We start from the raw sequence: 25163 nt of genomic DNA, 5'->3' as shown, positions 1-25163 counted from the left end.
TGCGTTACAGCCGCTCGGGTCGTTCCGCGGGTCAGTGTCACGACCGCTCCGTCCGGGGCGTGGATCAACTGTGCGATCTGGCACGAAATCCCCGCGTTCTTTCGTGCCAGATCGCACAGCTGATCCGCTGATCGCGCCAGATCGCTCAGCTGATCGGTGCGACTCGTGCCGGCGCCGGTTCCGAGTCACCGCTCGATCGCTCTGCATGCCATTCCGCGTCGTTCTCGGAGGTGACGGTCAAGATCGTCGAGCCACCGGGGCATCTGCGTTCCTTTCGTGACCGTGAGAACGAGCCAGCCTGCTGCACTGAGGGCAGCGTACGCCGCGCGTCATAGGCACGCTGCTCCTGGTCCCAGTGTCCCGAGCCGTCGTACTCGATCGCGATCATCGCGTCCTCGTCACTGAGATCGGGGTGGATGGGGTCGGGGTGGCCGGGAAGGTGTACAGGCGCGGCGACTCGTGGTTCCGGCAATCCGCTTGCGACGATCCGCAGCCGGAGGTGGGATTCCTGCGGCGAGGCCACCCGTTCTCTCACGCGCGGGATCGCAGACCGGAGGGTGCTCTTCCCCTTGTACGCTCCCGCCGCCTCGAGTACCGCGGCGAGTTCGGTTGTGCTCATGAGCGGAGGATGGCGGAATGGCCCGACGATGCTCTCCATGAGGACGATCGCCATGTGCGTGGTGAGCCGTGGTGCGAGGTGCGGCGCACCCGCCGGGGGCCCGAGGGCCCGTCGGCGGGCAGGTCGTGCGAACGGGGTGTCATCGTGGGGCCACCCCGTACGTGAGGTGCTCACCGTCGGCGGAGACGCCGAGGCGCACCGAGTACTCGGCGTTCGCGAGGGAGTAGGCGGCACCGGGTTCGGCCTCACCGGTCTCCTCGTCGATGCCGGTCCGTCCGATCACCTGGAAACCCGCCTCCTCGAGGGAGGCGAGCGCGGCGTCGAGGTCGGAAGCGGGCGCCCCCGTCTCGAAGGCCCAGCCGTCCCCGAGGTCGGACTCGGACACGACCTCGGTGCTCTGCAACGGCACCTCCTCGGGGAAATCGGAGGGCACCCGCGGTCCACCGCAGGCGCTCAGGAGGAGTGCCATGCCAATGAACAGGAACCCGATGAGGAGGGCCATGAGACCGCGGATGCCGGCGAACGGTGAGTCGGCGGCGGTGCCGAGGGGCGCCTCGGCGGTGGTGCGCAGCTGCGCGGCGTGGACCGTCGTGCGGTTGCGGGGGACGTAGGTCTCGACCTGTCGGTTCTGCCGGCCGGAACGGATGGTCGAAAGGGTGTCGGTGCTCACGGGGAGCGCTCCTTCGCGCTGTCTCTCGGCACTCGCCGCTTCCGCCACAGCACGTGCCCACGGCCCTCGCGCGGACCGCCGCATTCAAGTTCCTCCGCGATATCCCCGACCGTGATCGCGTACCGCCCTGTGTGGTCGCCGCCGGTCGCATGGTGGACGGATCGCCGGATCCGAATCGTCGGGGTGGGGAAGGCGGTGCGGACGGGAGCGGCCCGGGGGATTCACGGAGGCGAGCGCGCCGCCTAGAGTGGGGAACATGAGTGATTCGACAGGTACCAGCGGAACTTCGGGGGAGTCCCCGGAACCGCACGAGGGAGCAGCGCGCGAGGAAGCGTCGCACGAGGCGGCGCCCGCACGGCGACGGCTGCGCGCCTCGGACGCGGACCGCGACGCCGTCCTCGAGGTGATCGCACAGGCCCACGCGAACGGACGCCTCGATCCCGAGGAGGTCGACGAACGCCAGTCCCAGGCGCTCGGCACGAAGATCCTCGAGGATCTCCCCGAGGTCATCGACGACCTCCCCGAGGGGCAGGACCTCGTCCGGCGCATCCGCGCGATCACCGACCCCGAGGCGCCCGCCGGCTCCCGCGGTGCGTCCGGTCCCGGCGGTGCGCCCGGTGCCGGGAACGGCTGGGGCTCGCCGCGACCGGGCGGAGTGATCGAACGGCTGCCCGGTGGTGGTTCCGGTGCGGGTGGTCATGGCACCGGGCACGAGATCGCGCACATGTTCTCCGGCGACGGGAACACCTCGATGGCGATCCTCTCCGGCAAGGACTACGCGCTCGAACCGGGCACCTCGCAGGCGAGTACCGTCGCGATCCTCGGCGGGGACAACGTCGACCTCACCGAGGTCATGGGGCCCGGCGTCGAGATGACGATGAATGTCGTCACGCTCCTCGGCGGCGACAACCTCTACGTGCCGCCGGGAGTTCGCATCGTGGACAAGTCGATGAACATCCTCGGCGGGCACGGGGTGAAGAAGGACGCACGCGGGGACGGATCGAACGGCACCCTCGTCCTCACCGGGCTCAACGTCCTCGGTGGCAGCGAGGTCAAGCTCCACAAGAAGTACAAGCAGAAGTGACCGGGGACGGCGGCGGGAACCGGCCCGACGGCGCCGGGCCGCTCGTCCCGCGGATGCGGGCCTCGGACGCCGATCGGAACGAGGTCCTCGATGTCCTCGCCGAGGCGCACGCCCACGGCCGACTCGCGCCCGACGAGGTCGACGAACGGCAGGGCACCGTCCTCGCGGCCCGCTATCTGGACGAGCTCCCCGCCGTCCTCGTCGACCTACCCGAGGGGCGTGAAGTCGTCGCAGCTCTCTACGCGGAGCTCGCGGGATTCGGCGAGGCGGGAGGCGGGATACAGCGGTACGACGACGGGAGCGGCGCGTCCGGGAGCGGGGGTGGTGCCGGGAGGGGCGTGGCGCCTCGGCGGTCCACTCCCCCGGCCGTGAGGCCGTCGGCACCCGTGCCCGCGGTTCCCGGGACCGGGGAACCCGAGTTCGCGCTCGTCGTGTTCTCCGGGAAGCACGTCGTGCCCGAGGCAGGCACGCCGGGCGAGCGGAGCATCGCGCTCATGGGCGGAACGGAGACGGACCTGCGCGACGTCATGGGCCCGGGCGTCGAGTTCACCGCCGACCTCTACGCGATGTGGGGCGGGCACGAGATCCGGGTACCGCGCGGGGTGAGGATCGTCGACCGGACGTTCAACGTCATGGGCGGCGTGAGCATGGACGAGGGAGTGCGCGGCGACGGGTCGATGGGAACGCTCGTGCTGCACGGATTCCACCTCATGGGCGGGACGACCGTGACGCTCGTGGGCGGGGACGACGACGGCCTCGACCGGTGAGGGTGTGCCGGGACGGTCGAGGCGCCTCGGGACCGGGCCGATGACGACGCGGTGGCTGCTCGACCTGGGTGAGTGCGCTCACACCGCATAAGGTGGGATCGTCAGTGGTCGATCCCCTCGATTCCGGCTTCCAGGAGCAGCGCATGAACATCGGTATCCTCACCTCCGGCGGTGACGCCCCCGGCCTCAACGCCGTCATCCGCGGCGCCGTCCGCAAGGGCATCCGCGAGCACGGCTTCATCTTCACCGGCATCCGCGACGGCTGGCGGGGCCTCCTCGAGGACGACATGTACCCGCTCAACGAGGTCGACGTGCGCGGCCTCTCCGGGCGTGGCGGTACGATCCTCGGCACCTCCCGGACGCACCCGTACTCCGACGGCGGGCCCGAGCAGATGAAGAAGGTCATGGCCGAACGCGGACTCGATGCGATCATCGCGATCGGTGGCGAGGGGACGCTGTCCGGTGCGGCGCGCCTCGCGAACGACGAGGGAATGCCCGTCGTCGGCGTGCCGAAGACCATCGACAACGACCTCGACAACACCGACTACACCTTCGGATTCGACACCGCGGCCGCGATCGCGACCGAATCCATCGACCGCATCCGCACGACCGCCGACTCCCACCACCGGTGCATGGTCATCGAGGTCATGGGGCGCAACGTCGGGTGGATCGCGCTCCACGCCGGCATGGCCGCCGGTGCACACGCGGTCCTCCTGCCCGAATTCCCCGTGAGCTACGACCAGATCACCGCCTGGGTGACCTCCGCGTGGGACCGCGGCCGCGCTCCGATCGTCGTCGTCGCCGAGGGATTCGTCCCCGCCGGGCTCGACGAGGCGGTCTCGGACAAAGGGCTCGACAAGCACGGGCGAGTGCGCCTCGGCGGGATCGGTGAGCACCTCGCGCCGATCATCGACGAACGCACCGGCATCGAGACCCGCAGCGTCGTCCTCGGCCATCTCCAGCGCGGCGGCGAACCCACCGCGTACGACCGCGTGCTCGCGACGCGACTGGGCATGGCGTCGATCGACATCATCGCGCAGCAGAAGTGGGGTTGGATGGCCGCGCTCTCCGGTACTTCCATCACCCACGTCGAGATGTCCGACGCCGTCGACCGCCTCAATACCGTCCCGCAGGAGCGCTGGGAGGAGATCCAGATCCTGCTGGGGTGAGGGCGGCGCCGGTTCCGTGAGGCCGTGCCGGGGCGGTGCGGGCGCGAGTGCTGGAGACGGTGCTGCTGTCGCGATTCCCACGGTTCTGCTGAGGGCAACCGATTCCGTTTCCGATCCGCGGAACGGCAACCGTTTCGGTTTGCCTCAGCGAATCCGTTGGCACATGCGATCACCCCCGGCCGGCCAGCGCATCACAGCTCGATCTCGGCCTGGAACGCCGGGAAATCCCCGGACTACAGTGAAGACGTATCAGCACTCACTGATGCGAAGCGTCTCACGAGGAGTGATCCACATGAAGGCCGTCGTCTTCGAGAAGTTCCAGACGTTCCCCTCGCTCACCGACATCGAGAAGCCCACCCCCGGCCCCGGCGAGGTCCTGCTCAAGGTCGCCGGCTCCGGTGCCTGCCACTCCGACGTCGCTCTCTACAAGGAATTCGCGGAGGGCGACCCGGGTGCCTCCGCTCCCCCGTTCGTCCTCGGCCACGAGATCTCCGGTTGGATCGAGGAGGTCGGCCCGAGCGTCGACGGTTTCACGAAGGGCGACGCGTACCTCGTGTACGGCCCGATCGGCTGTGGCCACTGCAAGGCGTGCTCACGCGGGCAGGACACCTACTGCGAGAACCAGGCCTCGATGCCGTACCTGGCCAGTGGGATCGGCAAGAACGGCGGCATGGCCGAGTACGTCGTCGTCCCCGCCCGCAACCTCGTGCCCCTCGGTGACGCCGACCCGATCGAGGCCGCACCGCTCTCCGACGCAGGCCTCACCCCGTACCACGCGATCAAGCTGTCCCTGCCGAACCTCGCCGGTGGCGGGAAGTACGCGCTCGTCATCGGACTGGGCGGGCTCGGGCTCGTCGCCGTGCAGATCCTCAAGGCGCTCACCGGCGCGACGATCATCGCGACCGACATGAAGGAAGATGCGATGAAGGCCGCCGAGGAGCTCGGCGCCGTCACCGTTCCCGGTGGCGCCGACCAGGTCGAGCGCATCCGCGAGATCGCCGGCGGCCGCGGAGCAGACGCCGTCTTCGACTTCGTCGGCGCGACCCCCACCATCTCGACCGCGCACGCGTCGGTCGCCGTGCAGGGCCGGATCACGATCGTCGGGATCGCCGGTGGCACGCTCGAGGGCTGGAACTTCTTCACCAACCCCTACGAGGCGACCATCACGAACACCTACTGGGGCACCATCGAGGACCTCCACGAGGTCGCCGCGATGTACCGCGCCGGGCAGATCAAGCCGCAGATCGAGAAGTACACGCTCGACAACGCACTCGAGGCCTACGAGAAGCTCGAGGCCGGGAAGATCAACGGCCGCGCCGTCATCGTCCCCCACGCGGAGATCTGAGCCGGGGCTTTCGCCCGCCGCCACGAGGCAAGGGTTTTCGCCACAACGACACTTTGTGCTGCAGTACCGCCCGCCTGCGTCACATACTGTCGCACGTGGCGATCGCCTTGCACGGAGGCAGTGCTCGGGCTCTCTCTCGCCGAGGCGCCACGGAGTCGCGAACTCCGTGGCGCCTCGGCGTGTGTATGGGGCCGCAGCCGGGTGCGGGTGGAGCCGCGGCGAGTTCCCGCCGAAATGGCGAGTTGCCAGCACCGTCGCGTAACAGTGAATGGAACTCGGGACGGTGATGGGAATCCGGGAGGCTCAACGGATCCACCCCTGAACCCCGAAAACGTCCGGGACTTCTGGGTACAGAACCACCGTTGCCGACAAGCGACAGCATGAAAAAGGTGTGGCCCCCGTTCCGAGTGGAACGGGGGCCACACCTCATTCAGGAGTCACCACCGGACGATGGTCACAACCTCAGCTGAACGCTGTCACGACCTCAGCTGAAGGCTGTCACGACCTCAGCTGAAGGCTCCGAAGTCGTAGTCCTCGAGCGGGATCGTCGTGCCCTCACCGGAGAACGCGAGGTTGAAGTCCGAGTAGGAGTTGTTGAACATCTCCGCCTTGGCCTCCTCCGTCGGCTCCACGATCTGGTCGCGGAACTTGTGCATTCCGGTACCGGCCGGGATGAGCTTACCGAGGATGACGTTCTCCTTGAGACCGAGCAGCGGGTCGGACTTGCCTTCCATCGCCGCTTCGGTGAGCACTCGGGTGGTCTCCTGGAAGGAGGCCGCCGAGAGCCAGGACTCGGTCGCGAGCGACGCCTTGGTGATACCCATGAGCTCGTCACGAGCGGAGGCCGGCTGGCCACCCTCGGCGACGACGGCCTGGTTGGCCTCACGGTAGCGACCGCGGTCCACGAGCTCGCCCGGGAGCAGCGTCGTATCGCCCGGCTCGATCACGGTGACGCGACGGAGCATCTGGCGCACGATGACCTCGATGTGCTTGTCGTGGATGCCCACACCCTGGGAGCGGTACACCTTCTGGACCTCGTCCACGAGGAAGCGCTCGGCCTCACGGCGACCGCGGATGCGGAGCACCTGCTTCGGGTCGATCGCACCCTCGACGAGGCGGTCGCCGGCCTTGACCGACTGGCCCTCCTCGACGAGCAGCTTGGCGCGCGAGCTGACTGCGTGCTCGACCTCTTCGCCGCCGTCGTCCGGGATGACGATGACGTACTTGGTCTTGCGCGAGTCGTCGATCTTCACGCGGCCGCTGGCCTCGGCGATCGGACCGAAGCCCTTCGGGGTACGAGCCTCGAAGAGCTCGGTGACACGGGGCAGACCCTGGGTGATGTCGCCACCACCGCCGGCCGCCACACCACCGGTGTGGAAGGTACGCATGGTGAGCTGCGTACCGGGCTCACCGATCGACTGTGCGGCGACGGTACCGATGGCCTCACCGATGTCGACGAGCTTGCCGGTCGCCATCGAGTTGCCGTAGTGCTCCGCGGAGATCTGGACGTCCGAGTCCGCGGTGAGCACCGAGTGCACCTTGAGGGTCGTGACACCGGCCGCGACGAGAGTGTCGATGACGTTGCGGTCGACCTCGGTCTTCGCCGGGACGAGGACGTTGCCCTCGGAATCGAGGACATCCTGCACCGTGAGGCGACCGTAGACGCTCGTCTCCACGAACTCGTGCGGCACGAGCTCGCCGGAGGCGTTCTCCTGCGCGACCGGCAGGGTGATGCCGGCCTTGGAGTCGGTTCCCTCCGCCCGCACGATGACGTCCTGGGAGACGTCGACGAGACGACGGGTGAGGTAACCGGAGTCCGCGGTACGCAGAGCGGTGTCGGCAAGACCCTTACGCGCACCGTGCGAGGCGATGAAGTACTCGAGGACGGAGAGGCCCTCGCGGTAGTTCGACTTGATCGGACGCGGGATGATCTCACCCTTCGGGTTCGTCACGAGACCGCGCATACCGGCCAGCTGACGGACCTGCGTCCAGTTACCCGACGCACCGGACTCGACGAGGCGGAGCACCGAGTTGCCCTCGGGGAAGTTCTCCTGCATCGCGGTCGCGACCTTGTCGGTGGTCTCCGACCAGATCTTCACGAGCTCAGAGCGGCGCTCCTCGTCGGTGAGCATACCGAAGTCGAACTGCTCCTGGACCTTGGCCGAAGCGGCCTCGGCCTCGTCGAGAAGGCCCTCCTTCGCCGCCGGCGAGACGACGTCGGTCATGGCGACGGAGAGACCCGAACGGGTCGCCCAGTAGAAGCCCATGGACTTGAAGTTGTCGAGCGTGGCGGCCGTGACGACCGTCGGGAAGTGACCCGCGAGGCGGTTCACGATGTTCGACAGGTTCTTCTTGTCGACCGTGCGGTTGATGAACGGGTAGTCCTCCGGCAGCGACTCGTTGAAGAGTGCACGGCCGAGGGTGGTCTCCACGATCGCGGTGCGCGGTTCGGTGGAACCGTCCTCGAAGGTGATGTCCCCACCGGGAACGACGTTGTCGATCCGGATGGTGACCTTCGCACCGAGGTCGATCTCGCCACGGTCGAACGCCATCTGCGCCTCGGCGACCGAGGAGAAGGCACGGCCGATGCCGGGCACGTCGGTGCGCTCAGAGGTGAGGTGGTAGATACCGATGATCATGTCCTGCGAGGGCATGGTCACGGGCTTGCCGTCCGAGGGCTTGAGGATGTTGTTCGCCGAGAGCATGAGGACACGGGCCTCGGCCTGTGCCTCCACCGACAGCGGGAGGTGGACGGCCATCTGGTCACCGTCGAAGTCCGCGTTGAAGGCGGAGCAGACGAGCGGGTGGATCTGGATGGCCTTGCCCTCGATGAGCTGCGGCTCGAACGCCTGGATGCCCAGACGGTGCAGGGTGGGTGCACGGTTGAGCAGCACCGGGTGCTCGGTGATGACCTCTTCGAGAACGTCCCACACCTGGCCGTGCTGACGCTCGACCATGCGCTTGGCGGACTTGATGTTCTGCGCGTGGTTAAGGTCCACGAGGCGCTTCATGACGAAGGGCTTGAAGAGCTCGAGAGCCATCGTCTTCGGCAGACCGCACTGGTGCAGCTGGAGGGTCGGGCCGACGACGATGACCGAACGGCCCGAGTAGTCGACGCGCTTACCGAGGAGGTTCTGACGGAAGCGTCCCTGCTTGCCCTTGAGCATGTCGGAGAGCGACTTGAGCGGGCGGTTGCCCGGACCGGTCACGGGGCGACCACGGCGGCCGTTGTCGAACAGCGAGTCCACGGCCTCCTGGAGCATCCGCTTCTCGTTGTTGACGATGATCTCCGGGGCACCGAGGTCGAGCAGACGCTTGAGTCGGTTGTTACGGTTGATCACACGACGGTAGAGGTCGTTGAGGTCCGAGGTCGCGAAGCGGCCACCGTCGAGCTGCACCATCGGGCGGAGCTCCGGCGGGATCACCGGGATCGCGTCGAGGACCATGCCCTCGGGCTTGTTGTCGGTGGTGAGGAAGGCGTTGACGACCTTGAGGCGCTTGAGCGCACGGGTCTTCCGCTGTCCCTTACCGGTCTTGATGAGTTCGCGCAGGTTGTCGGACTCGGTCTGGAGATCGAAGTCCTGGAGGCGCTTCTGGAGAGCCTCCGCACCCATGGCGCCCTGGAAGTACATTCCGAAGCGCGCGACCATCTCGCGGTACAGGACCTCGTCGCCCTCGAGGTCGGAGACCTTGAGCGACTTGAAGCGGTCCCACACCTGACGGAGGCGCTCCTGGTCACGATCCATGCGGCGACGGAGAGCCTTGATCTCCTTCTCCGCCTGGGTCTTGAGCTTGTCCAGCGCGGCCTGGGTACCACCGTCGGCCTCGAGAGCCGCGAGGTCCTCCTCGAGCTTCACCTGGCGACGGTTGATGTCTGCGAGGGTGCGGTCCTCGATCTGCTTGAGCTCGATGTCGACCTGGGCCTGCAGCGACGGCATGTCACGGTGACGGGACTCCTCGTCCACGTCGGTGATCATGTACGCCGCGAAGTAGATGACCTTCTCGAGGTCCTTCGGGGCGAGGTCGAGTAGGTAACCGAGGCGCGACGGCACACCCTTGAAGTACCAGATGTGGGTGACCGGAGCGGCGAGCTCGATGTGGCCCATGCGTTCACGGCGCACCTTGGCACGCGTGACCTCGACACCACAGCGTTCGCAGATGATGCCCTTGAAGCGGACGCGCTTGTACTTGCCGCACGCGCACTCCCAGTCACGGGTGGGTCCGAAGATCCGCTCGCAGAACAGGCCGTCCTTCTCGGGCTTCAGGGTGCGGTAGTTGATGGTCTCGGGCTTCTTGACCTCACCGTGGGACCAGCGTCGGATGTCCTCAGCAGTGGCCAGGCCGATGCGCAGTTCGTCGAAGAAATTGACGTCAGGCACGTAAATCCTCTTTCTCAAGACGGTCGGTCAGGACCGTCGAATACACGTTCGTTGGCTGGATGTCTTCAGACTTCTTCGACGGTGTTCGCCTCGTGGCGGGACAGGTTGATACCGAGTTCCTCGGCCGCGCGGAACACCTCGTCGTCCGAGTCGCGCATCTCAACCTCCATCCCGTCCGAAGAGAGCACTTCGATGTCCAGGCAGAGCGACTGCATTTCCTTGATGAGGACCTTGAAGGACTCCGGGATACCGGGATCCGGAAGGTTCTCGCCCTTGACGATGGCCTCGTAGACCTTGACACGGCCGGCGACGTCGTCCGACTTGATGGTGAGGATCTCCTGGAGCGTGTAGGCAGCGCCGTACGCCTCGAGAGCCCAGACCTCCATCTCGCCGAACCGCTGGCCACCGAACTGCGCCTTACCACCGAGCGGCTGCTGGGTGATCATCGAGTACGGACCGGTCGAACGTGCGTGGATCTTGTCGTCCACCAGGTGGTGGAGCTTGAGCATGTACATGTAGCCCACCGAGATGGGGTACGGGAACGGCTCACCGGAACGGCCGTCGAACAGCCGTGCCTTACCGGAGGAGTCGATGAGGCGGACTCCGTCGCGGTTCGGGATGGTGGAGTCGAGGAGGCCGCGGAGCTCCTCCTCGTGCGCACCGTCGAACACCGGCGTGGCGACGCGGGAGTTGGGGGGCACCTCGCGCTCGAAGTGAGCACGGAGGTCCTTCGCCCACTCGGGGTTGCCCTCGATCTTCCAGCCCTGCTTCGCGATCCACCCGAGGTGGACCTCGAACACCTGACCGATGTTCATACGACGCGGGATGCCGTGCGGGTTGAGGATGACGTCGATCGGGGTGCCGTCCTCCATGAACGGCATGTCCTCGAGCGGCAGGATTCGGGAGATGACGCCCTTGTTGCCGTGGCGGCCGGCCATCTTGTCACCGATCTTGATCTTGCGTCGCTGGGCGACGTAGACGCGGACCATCTGGTTGACACCGGGAGCGAGCTCGTCGTCGTTGTCGCGGTCGAAGACCTTGACGCCGATGACGGTGCCCTCCTCGCCGTGCGGCACCTTGAGCGAGGTGTCGCGGACCTCTCGGGACTTCTCACCGAAGATCGCGCGGAGGAGGCGCTCCTCCGGGGTCAGCTCGGTCTCGCCCTTCGGGGTGACCTTGCCGACGAGGATGTCGCCGTCGGAGACCTCGGCGCCGATGCGGATGATGCCGCGGTCGTCGAGATCGGCGAGGGCGTCCGGGGAGATGTTCGGGATGTCCCGGGTGATCTCCTCGGCACCGAGCTTGGTGTCGCGGGCGTCGACCTCGTGCTCCTCGATGTGGATCGAGGAGAGGACGTCGTCCTGCACCATGCGCTGCGAGAGGATGATCGCGTCCTCGTAGTTGTAGCCCTCCCACGACATGATCGCGACGAGGAGGTTCTTGCCGAGCGCCATCTCGCCGCCCTCGGTGGCCGGGCCGTCGGCGAGCACGGCGCCCACCTCGACACGGTCGCCCTCGTTCACGATGACGCGCTGGTTGTACGAGGTGCCGTGGTTCGAACGGACGAACTTCTGGGCACGGTAGGTGCTCATGGTGCCGTCGTCGTTCTGCGTCGTGACGTGATCGGCGGACACGTCGGTGACGACACCGGCGCGTTCCGCCACGACGACGTCACCGGCGTCGACGGCGGCACGGAACTCCATGCCGGTACCGACGAACGGTGCCTCGCTCATGACGAGCGGCACGGCCTGACGCTGCATGTTCGCACCCATGAGGGCGCGGTTCGCGTCGTCGTGCTCGAGGAACGGGATGAGCGCGGTCGCGACCGACACCATCTGGCGAGCGGAGACGTCCATGAACTGGATCTCGGAGACCGGGATGAGCTCGGCCTCGCCACCACCGCCGGCGGGACGTGCGAGGACGTGGTCCTCCTCGAACCGGTTGTCCTCGGTGAGCGGTGCGTTCGCCTGCGCGATGTTGTACGCGAGCTCGTCGTCCGCGGTGAGGTACTCGGTCTCGTCAGTGACGACACCGTCGACGACCTTGCGGTACGGGGTCTCGATGAAGCCGAACGGGTTGATGCGCGCGTAGGACGCGAGCGAACCGATGAGGCCGATGTTCGGGCCTTCCGGCGTCTCGATCGGGCACATCCGGCCGTAGTGCGAGGGGTGGACGTCACGGACTTCCATGCCCGCACGGTCTCGGGACAGACCGCCCGGACCGAGCGCGGAGAGACGACGCTTGTGCGTGAGTCCCGCGAGCGGGTTGTTCTGGTCCATGAACTGCGAGAGCTGGGAGGTTCCGAAGAACTCCTTGATCGCAGCGACGACCGGGCGGATGTTGATGAGCGTCTGCGGCGTGATCGCCTCGACGTCCTGCGTGGTCATCCGCTCACGGACGACGCGCTCCATGCGGGACAGGCCCGTGCGGACCTGGTTCTCGATGAGCTCGCCGACGGCGCGGATACGACGGTTGCCGAAGTGGTCGATGTCGTCGAGGGCGACGCGGATCTCGCCCTCCTCACCGTTCACGAGGCCCTTCATCGTGTCCTTGCCGGCGTGCAGCGAGACGATGAAGCGGATGGTGGCGACGATGTCGTCGACCGAGAGCACGGAGTCGGAGAGCGGTGCCTCGAGTCCGAGCTTGCGGTTGACCTTGTAACGGCCGACCTTCGCGAGGTCGTAACGCTTGGGATTGAAGTAGAGGTTCTTCAGCAGGTTCTCTGCCGCCTCCACCGTCGCGGGCTCGGCCGGACGGAGCTTCTTGTAGATGTCGAGGAGCGCGTCCTCGCGGGTGTCGACGGTGTCCTTCGCGAGGGTCTCGCGGATGGACTCGAAGTCACCGAACTCGGAGAGGATCTGGGACTCGGTCCAGCCGAGGGCCTTGAGGAGCACCGTGACCGACTGCTTGCGCTTGCGGTCGAGACGGACGCCGACCTGGTCGCGCTTGTCGATCTCGAACTCGAGCCATGCACCGCGCGAGGGGATGATCTTCGCGGTGTAGATGTCGCGGTCGGTGGTCTTGTCCGCGGCGGACTCGAAGTACACACCGGGCGAACGGACGAGCTGCGAGACGACGACACGCTCGGTGCCGTTGATGACGAAGGTGCCCTTCTCGGTCATGAGCGGGAAGTCGCCCATGAAGACCGTCTGGGACTTGATCTCACCGGTGTTGTTGTTCATGAACTCCGCGGTGACGAACAGCGGAGCCGAGTACGTGATGTCCCGTTCCTTGCACTCGTCGATCGAGTACTTCGGGGGCTCGAAACGGTGCTCACGGAAGGACAGCGACATCGCGCCGGAGAAGTCCTCGATCGGGGAGATCTCCTCGAAGATGTCCTCGAGACCCGAGGTGGTCGCGACCGAGTCGTCGCCACGCTCCGTGGCATCGATGACGCGGTCCTGCCACTTCTCGTTGCCGATGAGCCAGTCGAAGCTGTCGGTCTGCAGACCGAGCAGGTTCGGCACCTCGAGCGGTTCGTGGATCTTCGCGAAAGAAATACGCTTGGGCGGGTTAGCGGTCCTGGTGTGTTCGTTGGCGGCGGCCAATGGAATCCTTCCGAAGGGTTCACCTGTCATCCGGCTTCACCTGCTCCCACCGTCCGGAACGAGACGCACCCGGAACGACACGCCGGAGGACTTCCGTCCACCCGACAGCCCCGTTCCCGGTCCGGTACCGTGTAGGCACGAAATGCGGTCCGGAGTGTCCCGTTCGAGGTGATCCACGACGTGATCATCCGATGTTCCACTCAGGCCCGTTCCGTGCGGTCCACTCGCCCCGACTGCACAGGAGCTCCGGTGGGCCCACCGCTATATGAAGGCACCACGAAGGCAAAGCAACGCAAATATCCAGAGTAGTCCTTCGTTCTCCGGTCCGCAAGCCGCGTGTGGTAGGCTCTCGTCTTTCCTCTCCGCGAGGCACGAAACCCCTTGTCAAGAGGGGTGCGTTCCGTTGTTCCGCTCCCCCGTGTTCTTCTCCCACTGCCCCTCGACGAGCACCGGGACGAACCCGACCGCGTTGTTGATCGCGAGCATCGGCGAGTTCTCCGCAGCGTTCCACGTGTAGACCCGGGTGACGTGCGGCGCGTGCGCGGCGAGGTTTCGCGCGTTGAGGAGCTTGAGCGCCTTCGCCAGTCCCCTCCCGCGGTACTCCGGACGCGTGACCGTCGCGCCCTGGAACCCGTGCTCGTCCCCCTCGCTCACCCCGAAGGCGGTGAGCCCCACGAGGATCCCTCCGCTACCGGGCTCGCCGGCCGCCGGGTCGAGGAGCGCGGTGCCGTAGGCGGTCACGCCCTTCGCCCTGCGCACCTCCTGGTGCTCGAGGACGCGTTCGACCGTGAAGACGGCGGGCTCGAAACTCGCATCGCCCTTCGGTACGTCCCGTTCGAACACCGTGTTGATGTCCGCGATCCGCTGCAGGTGCTCCGCCGGGGCGTCGCCGACCCACGTGATCGGGACGAGCCCCGCCGGCACCTCGGCGTCCGGGAGGCCCGCGCCGGGGCGCAGCACCGAGCACCTCTCGATCTGTGTGAGCCGGAATCCGTGGCGCTGCATCCGCACGAGCGCCGGGTCGTCCGCGAACAGGGAACCGCGGTCCGGCCCGAGCGCCACGACCGGCCGGCCCTCCGCCGGGACGAAGATCGCCGAGGCGCCACGCACCTCGGCGCCGGCCGTCACCGAGCCGCGGGCCGGGTCCGTGAACCCCTCCGTCGGCACGCACAAGTGTTCGGTGAACATGAACGCCTTCGTGCGCCCGAGCTCCGTCATGCACGCGACGACGAGCGAGAAGAGCAGATCGAATACGGGCTCAGCCCGCGGGCCGGATTTCTCGCGCAGGCCGGGTTCCCCGCGCGGGCCGGGACCCGGGAACACTTCGGCGTCGATCGCGTCGAGGTTCTCGAGGAGCGGGGCGCCGACAGCGGCGGCCCCGAGCGGCGAACCGGTCTCCGTGACGAGCAGGAAGTACTCGCGGGTGTGCGTGGTGTCGGTCGTCCACTCGCCTCGGCGTTCGCGGGCGCTCGTTGCGAGGTCGGTGCTCCCCGTGGACCGAAGAATCGCATCGCGTTCGAGGGCGGCGAGGACGTCGAGGAACTCGTCGAAGAGGTCGATCGCGGGTGTTCCGGCCGTCGCCTTACTCACGACGCTCGCACGGAGGACCCTGACGGGTCCGGGGAAGGCCTCGGGTTCCGAGAGGGTAGTCGGGCCTGGGTGGGCACTGGGATCAGGGCGGGCACCGCTTTCAGGGCGGGTACCGCGTTCAGAGTGGGCACCGCGTTCCGGAAGTGCAGAGGCCGCCGTCGACACTGTGTCCGGTGTGGAATTCCGGGGGAAAGACTCGGAGAGGGCGAGAAGATCGGCGCTGATCGTCATGCGGTCATCCTCCCCCGTGCCGGTCGGCATCACCAAACTCCGGCACGTGCCGACTTCACTGTCGCGAATCGTGCGGATTCGAGGCCAACAACCGCACGATCGGCGACACCGCGCACCCGGAATCGAGCACTCACGCCGCAACCCTGCGAACCTTCGCGTTCGCACGGATCCACCGGAGCATCCGCAACACGGAAGAATTCGATGAGCACGCCTCGCGCGAACCGTCCCCATGGGAATCTCCCGTGTCGGGCCCCAGCACGCACCGCACGGAATCGCGCACTCGGGTGGACCCGTTCGACGTCAGCCGTAGAGGTGGCCGGAGCGCACGGCGATACCGACGGTCTCGCCCTCGATCGGTCGATCGCCGCGATGCCGGAGGTGGAACACCTCGCCGCCGCACTCGACCTCGACCGTCCACGCCTCGCTCCCGAACAACACCGCCTCCACCGTTCCGGTGAACGCCGCCGAGGCGCCCGCCGGCACCAGCTCGAGGTCACCCGGCCCGAGTGCCAGCTTCGCCGTCGTTCCGCCTCCCGCGGGACGAGCCGAATCGCTCCCGTCGTGTGCACTGTCGCCGGCAGTCGTACCCTCGACGATCGACCTCGTCGGCATGCTGGAGCCGGCATCCGCCCGGCCCGCGTGCCGGGTGAACCGCTCGAGCGGCACGCGGACCTCGGGAACGGCGTCCCCGCCCGCGGCGTCGCCGACATCCGAGAAGGCACCGACTCCCGAGGCGCCACCGCCACCCAGCCGAACCCGCACCTCGGCCCCGTCGACCCGGGCGTCGAAGACCCGCGCGTCCTGGAGGAACTGCGCGACGAACGGGGACGCCGGAGCGTCGAGGAGCTCGCGCGGAGTCCCGATCTGTGCGATGCGACCGTGGTCGAGGACCGCGACCCGGTCGGCGATCGCGAGTGCCTCGGCGCGGTCGTGGGTGACGTGGAGCGCCGTGAGCCCGTCGCGGACGGTGAGCGCGCGCAGTTCGGAGCGGAGTCTGGCGCGGAGCGGTTCGTCGAGCGAGGACAGCGCCTCGTCGAGGAGGAGCGCGCGGGGACCGGCGACGAGCGCCCGCGCGAGCGCGACACGCTGCCGCTGACCACCCGACAACGAGGCCGGCCTCCGCCCGGCGAACCCGGGCAGACCGACCGTGTCGAGGACAGCCTCGACCCGCGCACGGCGTTCGGCGGCAGGAACCTTCGCGAGGCGCAGCGGATGCTCGATGTTCCGCCCGACGCTCATGTGCGGCCACACCGCATGGTCCTGGAACACCATCCCGAGACCGCGACCCTCCGGCGGCACGAACCCCGCCGGTCCGGCAACCGCGCGGCCACCGATCGTGACCGTGCCCTCCTGCGGCACGATGAACCCGGCGACGGTGCGCAGGAGCGTCGTCTTGCCCGATCCCGACGGGCCGACGATCGCGAGGAACTCCCCGTCCTCGACCTGCAGGTCGATCGCGAAGAGCCCGGCCCCGGAACCACTCGCAGCACCGGTGTGTCCGCGACCTCCACCACGCGCACCACCGCCCCGCGGACCACCACCAGCTCCACGCGCTTCCGGGCCACGTCCGCCGCGTCGGCCACCCGAAGCCGCCGAGGCGCCCCCACCGGGGTACCGCACCGTCACCTCGTCGAGAGCGATCGCGGGCGAGCCGGTGTGCGCGCCCGCAGGACGGACCTGTGCGGCCGGGGACTGTGGGATGGTCATCGAACGGTTTCCTCACGTGGGTCGGACGGACTCGGATGAGCGGGGAAGGCTGCGAGCCCGTGACAGGTCGCGGGCCCATCACGGACACGACGCGCCTCGTCGAACCGCGCCCGTGCCGCTCTTGCCTCACCGGCACGTGGAGGCCGGGTCGGGGTCGGCCCTACCGGTGCACTGCAGAACCGAACGGCACTCATCGCACGCCGTCTGCGGATCCCGCTCGGGAATCCGCCAGGGGCACGCGATCGTCGGACATCGCCACAGCGTCCGGGAGTCGGGTCGATGCCGGTGACGACGCCGGTATCGACCGCGATTCAGACCGCCGCACGCCGAACCGCCTCACCCCAACGGACTGCACACCGTAAGCCAGCGCAAGCCCCGCGATCCCGAGGACCGCCACGAGCACCGCGAGCGCGGACGCCGAGTTGAAGTCGCCGGCCTGCTGGAGGTTGAAGATCGTGACACCGAGGGTCCGGGTGCCGGGAGCGACGAGGAGGATCGAGATCGTGAGTTCGCGGACCGCGGTGAGCGCGACGACGACACCGGCGAGCACCGCGGTCGGCAGCACCATCCGCACCGTGGTCCCGAGCAGCGCGCGTGCCGGTCCCGCGCCACCCATCCGCGCGGCTTCCTCGAGCGACGCGGAGGCCGAGGCGAGCGGCGCCCGCACCATCTGCACGACGAGTGCCGTGAACGCCATGACGTAGGCGGCGAGGATCGACCACAGGGTGTCGAAGATCCCGAGGAACGGCGACACGAGCAACCACGCGACCGCGACGACGAGGCCCGGCAGCGCCTGCGGCAACAGGCCGAGCAGATCGAGCGGCCCGTTGTCCCAGGACCGCGTGCGCGTCACGAGCACCGCCACGAGCAGCCCGAGGACCGTGCACCCGATCCCCGCCCCGACCGCGAGCACGAGCGAGTTCCACGCCCCGTCGATCGTCGCGGGATTCGCGAGCGCCCGGGAGTAGTTCTCGAGCGTGACGGTCTCCGCCGTGAGCGGCACACCGGGCGCGGGCAACACCGACTGCACGGTGAGCGCGACAAGCGGCAGCACGGTCGCCGCGAGTGCGAACACCCACAGCGCCACCGCGAGCCCGAGGCGCAGACCGTCGACCCCCACACCGGCTCCCCGCGTACCCGCGGCCCGCACTCCGGCGACGCGCGTACCCGCGGCCCCCACACCGGCGACGCGCGCACCCGCCGACGGTGCACCGACCGACTGCCCACCGGAGGCCACAGCACTGCCGGCGGACGCCTCGGCGGCTCCTGCGGTCCGCGCCTGCACCCACACTGCGAGGGCCGCGAGCGTGAGGAGGGCGACGCCGATCGCCGAGGCGGCCGGCAGCGGATTCACCACCGTCGCCGAGGCGAGGAAGCGGTACACGAGCGTCGTGAGCGTCGTGTATCCCTCGGGCAGCCCGAGCAGTGCCGGGATACCGAAGTCCGAGAGGTTCGAGGCGAACCCGAGGACGAGCGCGGCGACGAGCGCCGGGCGCAGGAGAGGCAGCGTGACGTGGAAGAACGTCCCCACGGGCCCCGAGCCGCCCACGCGCGCCGCCTCCTCGAGACTGCGCGGGATCCGCGCGAGCGCCGCCCCGATGAGCAGGTACGCGGTCGGGTACGTGTGCACCGCCATGAGGAGGACCACCCCCACCGGCCCGTACACGTCGAGTACCGGCGCATCCGGGAACACCGCCCGGACCGCCGAGTTCACCATCCCGTTCGGTGTGAACAGCGCGATCCACGACATTGCGCCGATGAACGGCGGCACGAGGAACGGCAGAAGCAGCACCCACCGCAGCGCCGCCCCTCCAGGGACCCGGATGCGGTCGAGGACGACCGCGAGCACGAGGGCGACGAACGTCGCCACCACCGCCGAGGCGCCCGCCACCACGACCGAGTTCACGGCCGCTTCCGGCACGGCCGGGTCGCGCAACGCGGCCAGGCCGGCCGTGCTCAGCCCGGTGCTCAGCACCGTGAGCAACGGCAGTGCGATGAGGACGAGCGCCCCGATCCAGGTGAGCGCGCGCAGCCACGGGACGCGGATGCGCAGACGCGGGTCCCGGACCCGTGCGGGAGCCCAGGCGCGTGATGCCCCGGTGGCGGGACGCGCGGCGGGTCGGGACGCCTCGGGTGCGGCGACGGGCGCGGTGCTGCCGCGGGTGGGAGGGAGCGAGGAGGTGCGGCTCAAGCGGATCAGGTGAAGAGCTCGGCGAAGGTCGCGACGGCGGCGTCCTGCTCGGCGGTGATCTTCTCGTAGTCGGGGGTCACGAGGGCGAGGTCCTCGAGGGCCGGCGCGCCGTCGGGCGTGCCCACGTCGCCGCGGACGGGGACGTAGTTCTGCTCGACCGCGAGTTCCTGACCCTCCGGGGAGACGAGGAACTCGACGAAGGCGGCGGCCGCCTCCGGGTTGTCGGAGTCCTCGAAGATGCCGGCCGGCTGGTTGACGTAGGGCACGCCGTCGGTCGGGTAGGAGACCGCGATCGGGCTGCCCTCGGCCGCGAGGTCACGCACGAGGTAGTCGACGACGACGCCGATCGGCTGGGTCGCGTTCGCGACGTTCTGCGAGACGGGTCCGTTCGACTCGACGATGGTGGGATTGTTCGCGGCGAGCTCCGTCATCCACTGCTCCCCGAGCTCGGGCTGGGACAGCCACACCGCGGCGTTGAAGGCTGCCGCGCCGGACACCTCGGGGTTCGGCATGACGAGCCGGTCCTTGTACTGCGGGTCCGCGAGTTCGGCCCAGGTCGTCGGAGCCTCGGTGACCTCGTTCGTGTTGTACGCGATGACGGTCGGGATGATGCGGGTGCCGACGTACATGTTCTCCGCGTCGATCTGCTCCTCCTCGACGCCCTCGAGGTCGACGCCGTCGAGGGCCGCGAGGTCGCCCTCGGCGGCGTAGGTCTCGAAGGTGGGGACGTCGGCGGCGAGGAGGACGTCGGCACCGATCGAGCCCGACTGCTTCTCCGTCGCGATGCGGGTCTTGAGCTCACCGGTGCCGGCGCGGAACACCTCGACGTCGACGTCCGGGTACTGCTCGTTGAAGGCGGTGATGATCTCCTGGATCTTGGCCTCGGGCTCGGAGGTGTAGAGGTTGACCTCACCCGACACCGCACCGGAGTCCGCGTCTGCGGCGTCGGATGCGCCCTCGGTCTCCGCGGTCGAGGCGGCACCGCTCACATCGCAGGCCGAGAGCAGGACGAGTGCGGACGCGGCCGCGGTGACGGCGAGCGGAGTGCGGCGGATGCGCGCGGATGCGGTGGGGTGGCCGGAGCGGAATGCGGTCCACAGGGACATGGCAACCTCTTTCGGGGGGAACGGGGCGGAACGACGGTGCGGCATCGGTGGTGAGGAACCTCCGGTGCAGGGCCGTCGGTGCGGAATCGACCCCGGGAGTCTCGCAGGCGGGTGGAACGGAAAGGCGGCGCACAGGTGGACGCGAGGTGAACGCGGCAGCGGCGTGGCGGGCGGTGTCTGTGCCGTGCGTGCGCTCCGGCTCGTGGGCTCTCGGACTCGCGGGCCTCCCGGCGCGTCGGCCCACGGGCGCGCGAACCTAGAGTGGACCGCATGACTGCCGTGTACGTCTTCACCTCGGACCCCGTCGCGCTCAACTCGTACCTCGTCGTCGGCTCCGAGCGGGCTCTCGTCGTCGACACCGGCGCCGGTCCCACGCAGGCCGCGCGGATCCTCGCGGCGTTCCGCTCCGTCACCGCCCTCCCGTTCGTCGTCGTGAACACGCACGACCACTGGGACCACTTCTTCGGCAATGCCACGTTCCGGGACGCCGGGGCCGAGGAGTTCCTCGGCTCTCCCGCGTTCGTCCGCGATCAGGCGGGCTCCGCGTGGGTGCAGCTCCACGAGGTACCCCTCGAGCACGAGCCCGGGCTGCCGTCCGATCCGAGCGCGCTCGCGGTCGAGGTGCGGCAGCTCGCCGACGGGGACACGGTGTCGCTCGGGCGGGGCGCCTCGGCGGGTGGGGACGACGCCATTGGTGGTGCCGCTACGGGAAGCGGCGCCGGAACCGTCTCCGGATCTGGAAGCGGAACCGACATCGGAGCTGACACAGGGACCGCTGCCGGTGATGCGGAGGTCCTCCTCGAGGCGCGCCTCCTGCCCGGGCACACGGAGACGGACCTCGTCCTCGTCCACGAGGATCTTGCATTCGTCGGGGACCTCCTCGAGGAGGGCGCTCCACCGCAGTTCGACACCGCGGAGCCCGGTGCGTGGGCACAGAGTCTGCGGACCCTGCTCGCCGAGGAGTGCCTCGGGCTGTTCCTGCCCGGACACGGGCTGCCGGTCGACCGGGAGTTCGCACAGGCGCAGGCCCACGACGTGGCGGCCGTCGCGGCCGACGACTCCGCCGATGTGCCCGCACGTTCCGCCGCCGCGTTCCCCTGGCTGTCCGAGCAGGAGTTCCCCGGAGGAACCCTCCGCCGGATGCGGTGAGGGGCCACCTGACCGCCCCGACCCGTCCGACCCGCGCGGCCCGCCCGACCCGGCTGAACAGCACGCCTTGAGCTCCGTACACCACTTCGTACCGCACCACCGAGCGCACACCGGTGCTTTCGCGCGCACCCCACGCGCGGACCGCACGCGCCGGCCACCACGGCCCACCACCCCGAACACCCAGCTGAATGCCGAAAGACCCCGGCCACACCGAAGTGTGGACCGGGGCCCTTCGTCAAGAGAGGCGGTGCGCTCAGCCGTGGATCACGGCCGAGTGTGCACCACGGATCACTTGAGGGTGACGGTTGCGCCGGCGCCCTCGAGCTGCTCCTTGGCCTTCTCGGCAACGTCCTTGGCGACGCCCTCGAGGACGGCCTTGGGTGCACCGTCGACGAGCTCCTTGGCCTCCTTGAGACCGAGGGAGGTGAGGGCGCGCACCTCCTTGATGACCGGAACCTTCTTCTCGCCTGCCGACTCGAGAACGACGTCGAACTCGTCCTTCTCAGCAGCGGCCTCGGCGCCACCGGCAGCCGGAGCACCGGCAGCGGCAACGGCGACCGGAGCGGCAGCCTCGACCTCGAAGGTCTCTTCGAAGAGCTTCACGAAGTCGGAGAGCTCGATGAGGGAAAGTTCCTTGAAAGCTTCAATGAGCTCTTCGGGGGTGAGCTTGGCCATGATGGCAAAGTCCTTCCATTGGGTGGCGGGCCCGGATCGGCACGCCGAAGTTTTTGACTAAAGGGGTGAAGCTCAGGCTGCCTCGGCGCCGGCGTTCTTCTCGCGAAGAGCGTCTGCGGTCCGGACAAACTTGACCAGCGGTGCCTGGAAGACGGCAGCGGCCTTGGCCATGCCGCCCTTCATCGCACCAGCAGCCTTCGCGAGGAGGACCTCGCGGGACTCGAGGTCGGCGAGCTTCGCAATCTCAGCTGCATCGAGGGCCTTGCCTTCGAGAAGGCCTCCCTTGATGACGAGCTTGTCGTTCGCCTTGGCAAAGTCACGCAGAGCCTTGGCCGCCTCGGAGGGTTCACCGGAAACGAATGCGACGGCGGTCGGGCCGTTGAGCTGACCGTCGAACGCATCGATGCCGAGTTCCTTGGCAGCGAGGTTCGTGAGCGTGTTCTTTACCACGGCGTAGGTGGCGTTCTCACCGAGAGCACGGCGCAGATCTTTCATCTGCGCAACGGTGAGACCGCGGTACTCGGTCAGCACTGCGGCGGAAGAGTTCTCAAGGAGTTCCTTGATCTCCGCAATCGCGGCTGCCTTGTCAGGCCTCGCCATGGTATTCCTTTCGTACGAAGCCGGTACTCCGGACACGAAAAAAGCGTTCCGCGCAGTGAGCACGGAACGCTTGCGTTCTCCGTTCGCGGAATCCTTCGCACTCGCGTGCTGCGGTTCCCGCTCGTGGAGCAGTCGTTCTGATGTCACCTGCGCGGGCCACTCTTGCGAGTCTTCGTCCTCCGGCCACCTCCGATCACGTACCGTCCGAATGAACCGGACCGTTCGTGGAACCGAGGTTGCCCGAGGAGACCGACGGTCTTGGGCACCCACAACTGTAGAGCAGGCCGAGGCGGCCACACAACTCGGAACCCGGGTTCCGGGACCGTTCGAGACGGACGTCACGTCGCCGAGGCGCCGCGCGCCTCGATCGCCAGCTCGGGGCCACGGTCCTCCAGCACGGACTCGGACCTGCGGGTTGCGCTCTTCGGGGTGATCGGAGCGGTCGTCGGCACGGCGGGTTCGATCGTGGTGGTGAATACCGTCCCACAGGCTCCCATCGCCATCGGGGTCGGCGACGAGCGGACCCGCGCTCCCGAGTACGATCCGACCCGCCTATCCGAGGGTCGGTCCGTACGCGACCGCGAGCAGGCTCAGGCCCGCGCCGATCGGCGTCAGGTGAACGAACGCATCCGGCGGTGTGGCGCCTCGGTCCTCCGCGTCCCTGCGCAGGGCGCCGAGAACGCGCTGTGCGAACGGCGCCTCGGGATACCCGTCCCCGATGTCGAACAGGATCTCCGGCCCGATCATGACGGTGACCCGCAGGTCCGTGCGGGCGAGGGAGGCGCGCATGAGCGCGTCGAATTCGGGACCGACGCCGGCGGTGAAGTCGCTGGTGACGAACAGATCGTCGGTGGCGAAGGCGGGCGCGAGGAGTGTCGTGTGAGCTGCAACAGCGGCGTCCATGCGCTATGCGGTTCTCTCTGCCGGGGACGGGCTCATGTCGTCTCTCGTTCCGAAGGCACCGGAAGAGTCTACCGAGAATCGGACAAGTCCCCTTTCAGGAAACGGCCCGGGCGCAACGACACGGGCCCGGTACAACCCCTTCGGAAAGGAGTTGTACCGGGCCCGTGTGGATCAGGCGATCAGCAGATCACGCGCGGAGCGACGCGACCTCGAGCGGAACGCCGGGGCCGTTCGTCGTGGTGACGGTGGCCTTCGAAATGTAGCGACCCTTCGCCGAGGACGGCTTGAGGCGGATGATCTCGTCCATCGCGGCGGTGAAGTTCTCCTGGAGCTTTTCAGCACCGAAGGAGACCTTGCCGATGATGAAGTGGAGGTTCGCGTGCTTGTCGACGCGGAACTCGATCTTGCCACCCTTGATCTCGGTGACGGCCTTGGCGACGTCCATGGTGACGGTGCCGGTCTTCGGGTTCGGCATGAGGCCACGGGGACCGAGCACCTTACCGAGGCGACCGACCTTGCCCATCATGTCCGGGGTGGCAACGGCGGCGTCGAAGTCGGTGAAGCCACCGGCCACCTTCTCGAGCAGGTCATCGGAACCGACGAAGTCGGCACCTGCTTCGCGTGCTGCCTCTGCACGGTCGCCGGCGGCGAACACCAGGACCCGGGCGGTCTTGCCGGTGCCGTGCGGGAGGTTGACGGTGCCGCGCACCATCTGGTCTGCCTTGCGGGGGTCGACCGAGAGGCGAAGAGCAACCTCGACGGTTGCGTCGAACTTCGCGACGGAGGTCTCTGCGGCGAGAGCGATGCCCTCGGCCGGCTCGTAGTGCATGTCTGCCGCGATCTTCTCGGCGGCGGCCCGGTAGGCCTTCGAGCGCTTAGCCATCTGCTTTTCTCCTTGCAGTTGTGGTGTGGGCCGCGCCGGCCCTCCCACGAATGTGTGGTGGTGATCCGAAAGGATCGTGGCTCCCCGGGACGGGGAACCGGTCACATCTCGACGTCGGTGGTGATACCCATCGAACGTGCGGTGCCCGCGATGATCTTCGAGGCGGCCTCGATGTCATTGGCGTTGAGGTCGGGCATCTTGGTCTGGGCGATCTCGCGCACCTGGTCGACCGTGAGGTGACCCACCTTGACGGTGTGCGGGGTGGCGGAACCCGACTTGAGGCCGGCAGCCTTCTTGATGAGCTCTGCAGCCGGCGGGGTCTTGAGGATGAAGGTGAACGAACGGTCCTCGTAAACGGTGATCTCCACCGGAACGACGTTGCCGCGCTGGGATTCCGTCGCAGCGTTGTACGCCTTGCAGAATTCCATGATGTTGACACCGTGCTGACCGAGCGCCGGGCCGATCGGCGGTGCCGGGTTAGCGGCGCCAGCCTGGATCTGGAGCTTGATCAGGCCGGAAACCTTCTTCTTGGGAGGCATTGTGCGGT

General features: G+C 68.2%; 18 protein-coding genes. 5 read left to right on the top strand and 13 right to left on the bottom strand.

Annotation, left to right across the window (positions count from 1 at the left end):
• Nucleotides 1-145: 145 nt before the first annotated feature.
• Both ABD172_RS11245 and ABD172_RS11240 read right to left on the bottom strand, forming a co-directional pair.
• The gene (locus tag ABD172_RS11245; RefSeq protein WP_344309681.1) at nucleotides 146-619 is read right to left on the bottom strand and encodes a hypothetical protein; all 474 of its coding nucleotides are present in this window, start codon (nucleotides 617-619) and stop codon (nucleotides 146-148) included.
• Between the two features lie 139 nt (nucleotides 620-758).
• Complete coding sequence (locus tag ABD172_RS11240; protein ID WP_344309678.1) at nucleotides 759-1289, bottom strand: hypothetical protein; 531 nt, start codon at nucleotides 1287-1289, stop codon at nucleotides 759-761.
• Nucleotides 1290-1545: 256 nt separating this feature from the next.
• On the opposite strand from ABD172_RS11240, the gene ABD172_RS11235 reads away from it, so the two are divergent.
• The 4 genes from ABD172_RS11235 (at nucleotide 1546) to ABD172_RS11220 (ending at nucleotide 5654) form a co-directional block, all read left to right on the top strand.
• Nucleotides 1546-2373, top strand: a complete 828-nt coding sequence (locus ABD172_RS11235; RefSeq protein WP_344309676.1) for a DUF1707 SHOCT-like domain-containing protein — start codon at nucleotides 1546-1548, stop codon at nucleotides 2371-2373.
• Complete coding sequence (locus ABD172_RS11230; protein WP_344309674.1) at nucleotides 2370-3140, top strand: DUF1707 SHOCT-like domain-containing protein; 771 nt, start codon at nucleotides 2370-2372, stop codon at nucleotides 3138-3140. The genes ABD172_RS11235 and ABD172_RS11230 overlap by 4 nt, the downstream gene beginning before the upstream one ends.
• 143 nt (nucleotides 3141-3283) lie before the next feature.
• Entirely contained in the window at nucleotides 3284-4309 is a 1026-nt protein-coding gene (locus ABD172_RS11225) for an ATP-dependent 6-phosphofructokinase (protein ID WP_344309873.1), read from the top strand.
• Nucleotides 4310-4601: 292 nt separating this feature from the next.
• Nucleotides 4602-5654 (top strand): NAD(P)-dependent alcohol dehydrogenase, encoded by a 1053-nt coding sequence (locus ABD172_RS11220; protein ID WP_344309672.1) that lies wholly within the window; start codon nucleotides 4602-4604, stop codon nucleotides 5652-5654.
• Nucleotides 5655-6160: 506 nt separating this feature from the next.
• On the opposite strand, the gene ABD172_RS11215 is transcribed toward ABD172_RS11220, so the two are convergent.
• The 6 genes from ABD172_RS11215 to ABD172_RS11190 all read right to left on the bottom strand — a co-directional run bounded on the left by ABD172_RS11215 (nucleotide 6161) and on the right by ABD172_RS11190 (nucleotide 20406).
• Nucleotides 6161-10033 (bottom strand): DNA-directed RNA polymerase subunit beta', encoded by a 3873-nt coding sequence (locus tag ABD172_RS11215; protein ID WP_344309670.1) that lies wholly within the window; start codon nucleotides 10031-10033, stop codon nucleotides 6161-6163.
• Nucleotides 10034-10098: 65 nt separating this feature from the next.
• A complete protein-coding gene (gene rpoB / locus ABD172_RS11210; protein WP_344309668.1) occupies nucleotides 10099-13581 on the bottom strand; it encodes a DNA-directed RNA polymerase subunit beta in 3483 nt (1160 codons plus the stop codon).
• Between the two features lie 384 nt (nucleotides 13582-13965).
• Nucleotides 13966-15171, bottom strand: a complete 1206-nt coding sequence (locus ABD172_RS11205) for a GNAT family N-acetyltransferase (protein WP_344309666.1) — start codon at nucleotides 15169-15171, stop codon at nucleotides 13966-13968.
• A 531-nt stretch (nucleotides 15172-15702) separates the two neighbouring features.
• Nucleotides 15703-17109 carry an ABC transporter ATP-binding protein gene (locus ABD172_RS11200; protein ID WP_344309664.1) on the bottom strand — a complete coding sequence of 469 codons (1407 nt, stop codon included), beginning with the start codon at nucleotides 17107-17109 and terminating at the stop codon, nucleotides 15703-15705.
• A 190-nt stretch (nucleotides 17110-17299) separates the two neighbouring features.
• Nucleotides 17300-19300 carry an ABC transporter permease gene (locus ABD172_RS11195; RefSeq protein WP_344309661.1) on the bottom strand — a complete coding sequence of 667 codons (2001 nt, stop codon included), beginning with the start codon at nucleotides 19298-19300 and terminating at the stop codon, nucleotides 17300-17302.
• A 5-nt stretch (nucleotides 19301-19305) separates the two neighbouring features.
• Nucleotides 19306-20406, bottom strand: coding sequence for an ABC transporter substrate-binding protein (locus ABD172_RS11190; protein WP_344309659.1), 1101 nt, complete (start codon nucleotides 20404-20406; stop codon nucleotides 19306-19308).
• A 270-nt stretch (nucleotides 20407-20676) separates the two neighbouring features.
• Between ABD172_RS11190 and ABD172_RS11185 the strand changes: the two genes are divergently transcribed.
• A complete protein-coding gene (locus tag ABD172_RS11185) occupies nucleotides 20677-21555 on the top strand; it encodes an MBL fold metallo-hydrolase (RefSeq protein ID WP_344309657.1) in 879 nt (292 codons plus the stop codon).
• Nucleotides 21556-21843: 288 nt separating this feature from the next.
• Here ABD172_RS11185 and rplL read toward each other — a convergent pair whose 3' ends face one another.
• The 5 genes from rplL to rplK form a co-directional block, all read right to left on the bottom strand.
• Nucleotides 21844-22230: a 50S ribosomal protein L7/L12 gene (gene rplL / locus ABD172_RS11180; protein ID WP_344309655.1), complete on the bottom strand. Its 387-nt coding sequence runs from the start codon at nucleotides 22228-22230 to the stop codon at nucleotides 21844-21846.
• 72 nt (nucleotides 22231-22302) lie between these two features.
• On the bottom strand, nucleotides 22303-22830 hold the full coding sequence (rplJ, locus tag ABD172_RS11175) for a 50S ribosomal protein L10 (RefSeq protein WP_344309652.1): 528 nt from the start codon (nucleotides 22828-22830) through the stop codon (nucleotides 22303-22305).
• Nucleotides 22831-23382: 552 nt separating this feature from the next.
• On the bottom strand, nucleotides 23383-23733 hold the full coding sequence (locus tag ABD172_RS11170) for a hypothetical protein (RefSeq protein WP_344309651.1): 351 nt from the start codon (nucleotides 23731-23733) through the stop codon (nucleotides 23383-23385).
• Between the two features lie 187 nt (nucleotides 23734-23920).
• Nucleotides 23921-24616, bottom strand: coding sequence for a 50S ribosomal protein L1 (gene rplA / locus ABD172_RS11165; RefSeq protein WP_344309649.1), 696 nt, complete (start codon nucleotides 24614-24616; stop codon nucleotides 23921-23923).
• A 101-nt stretch (nucleotides 24617-24717) separates the two neighbouring features.
• Nucleotides 24718-25155, bottom strand: a complete 438-nt coding sequence (rplK, locus tag ABD172_RS11160) for a 50S ribosomal protein L11 (RefSeq protein WP_344309647.1) — start codon at nucleotides 25153-25155, stop codon at nucleotides 24718-24720.
• Nucleotides 25156-25163 lie beyond the last annotated feature (8 nt).

Origin of the sequence: Brevibacterium samyangense, assembly GCF_039529845.1 — a bacterium.
Classification (GTDB): domain Bacteria; phylum Actinomycetota; class Actinomycetes; order Actinomycetales; family Brevibacteriaceae; genus Brevibacterium; species Brevibacterium samyangense.
The sequence above is the reverse complement of the archived record's forward strand: the minus strand, read 5'-3'. Positions and strand labels throughout refer to the sequence as shown.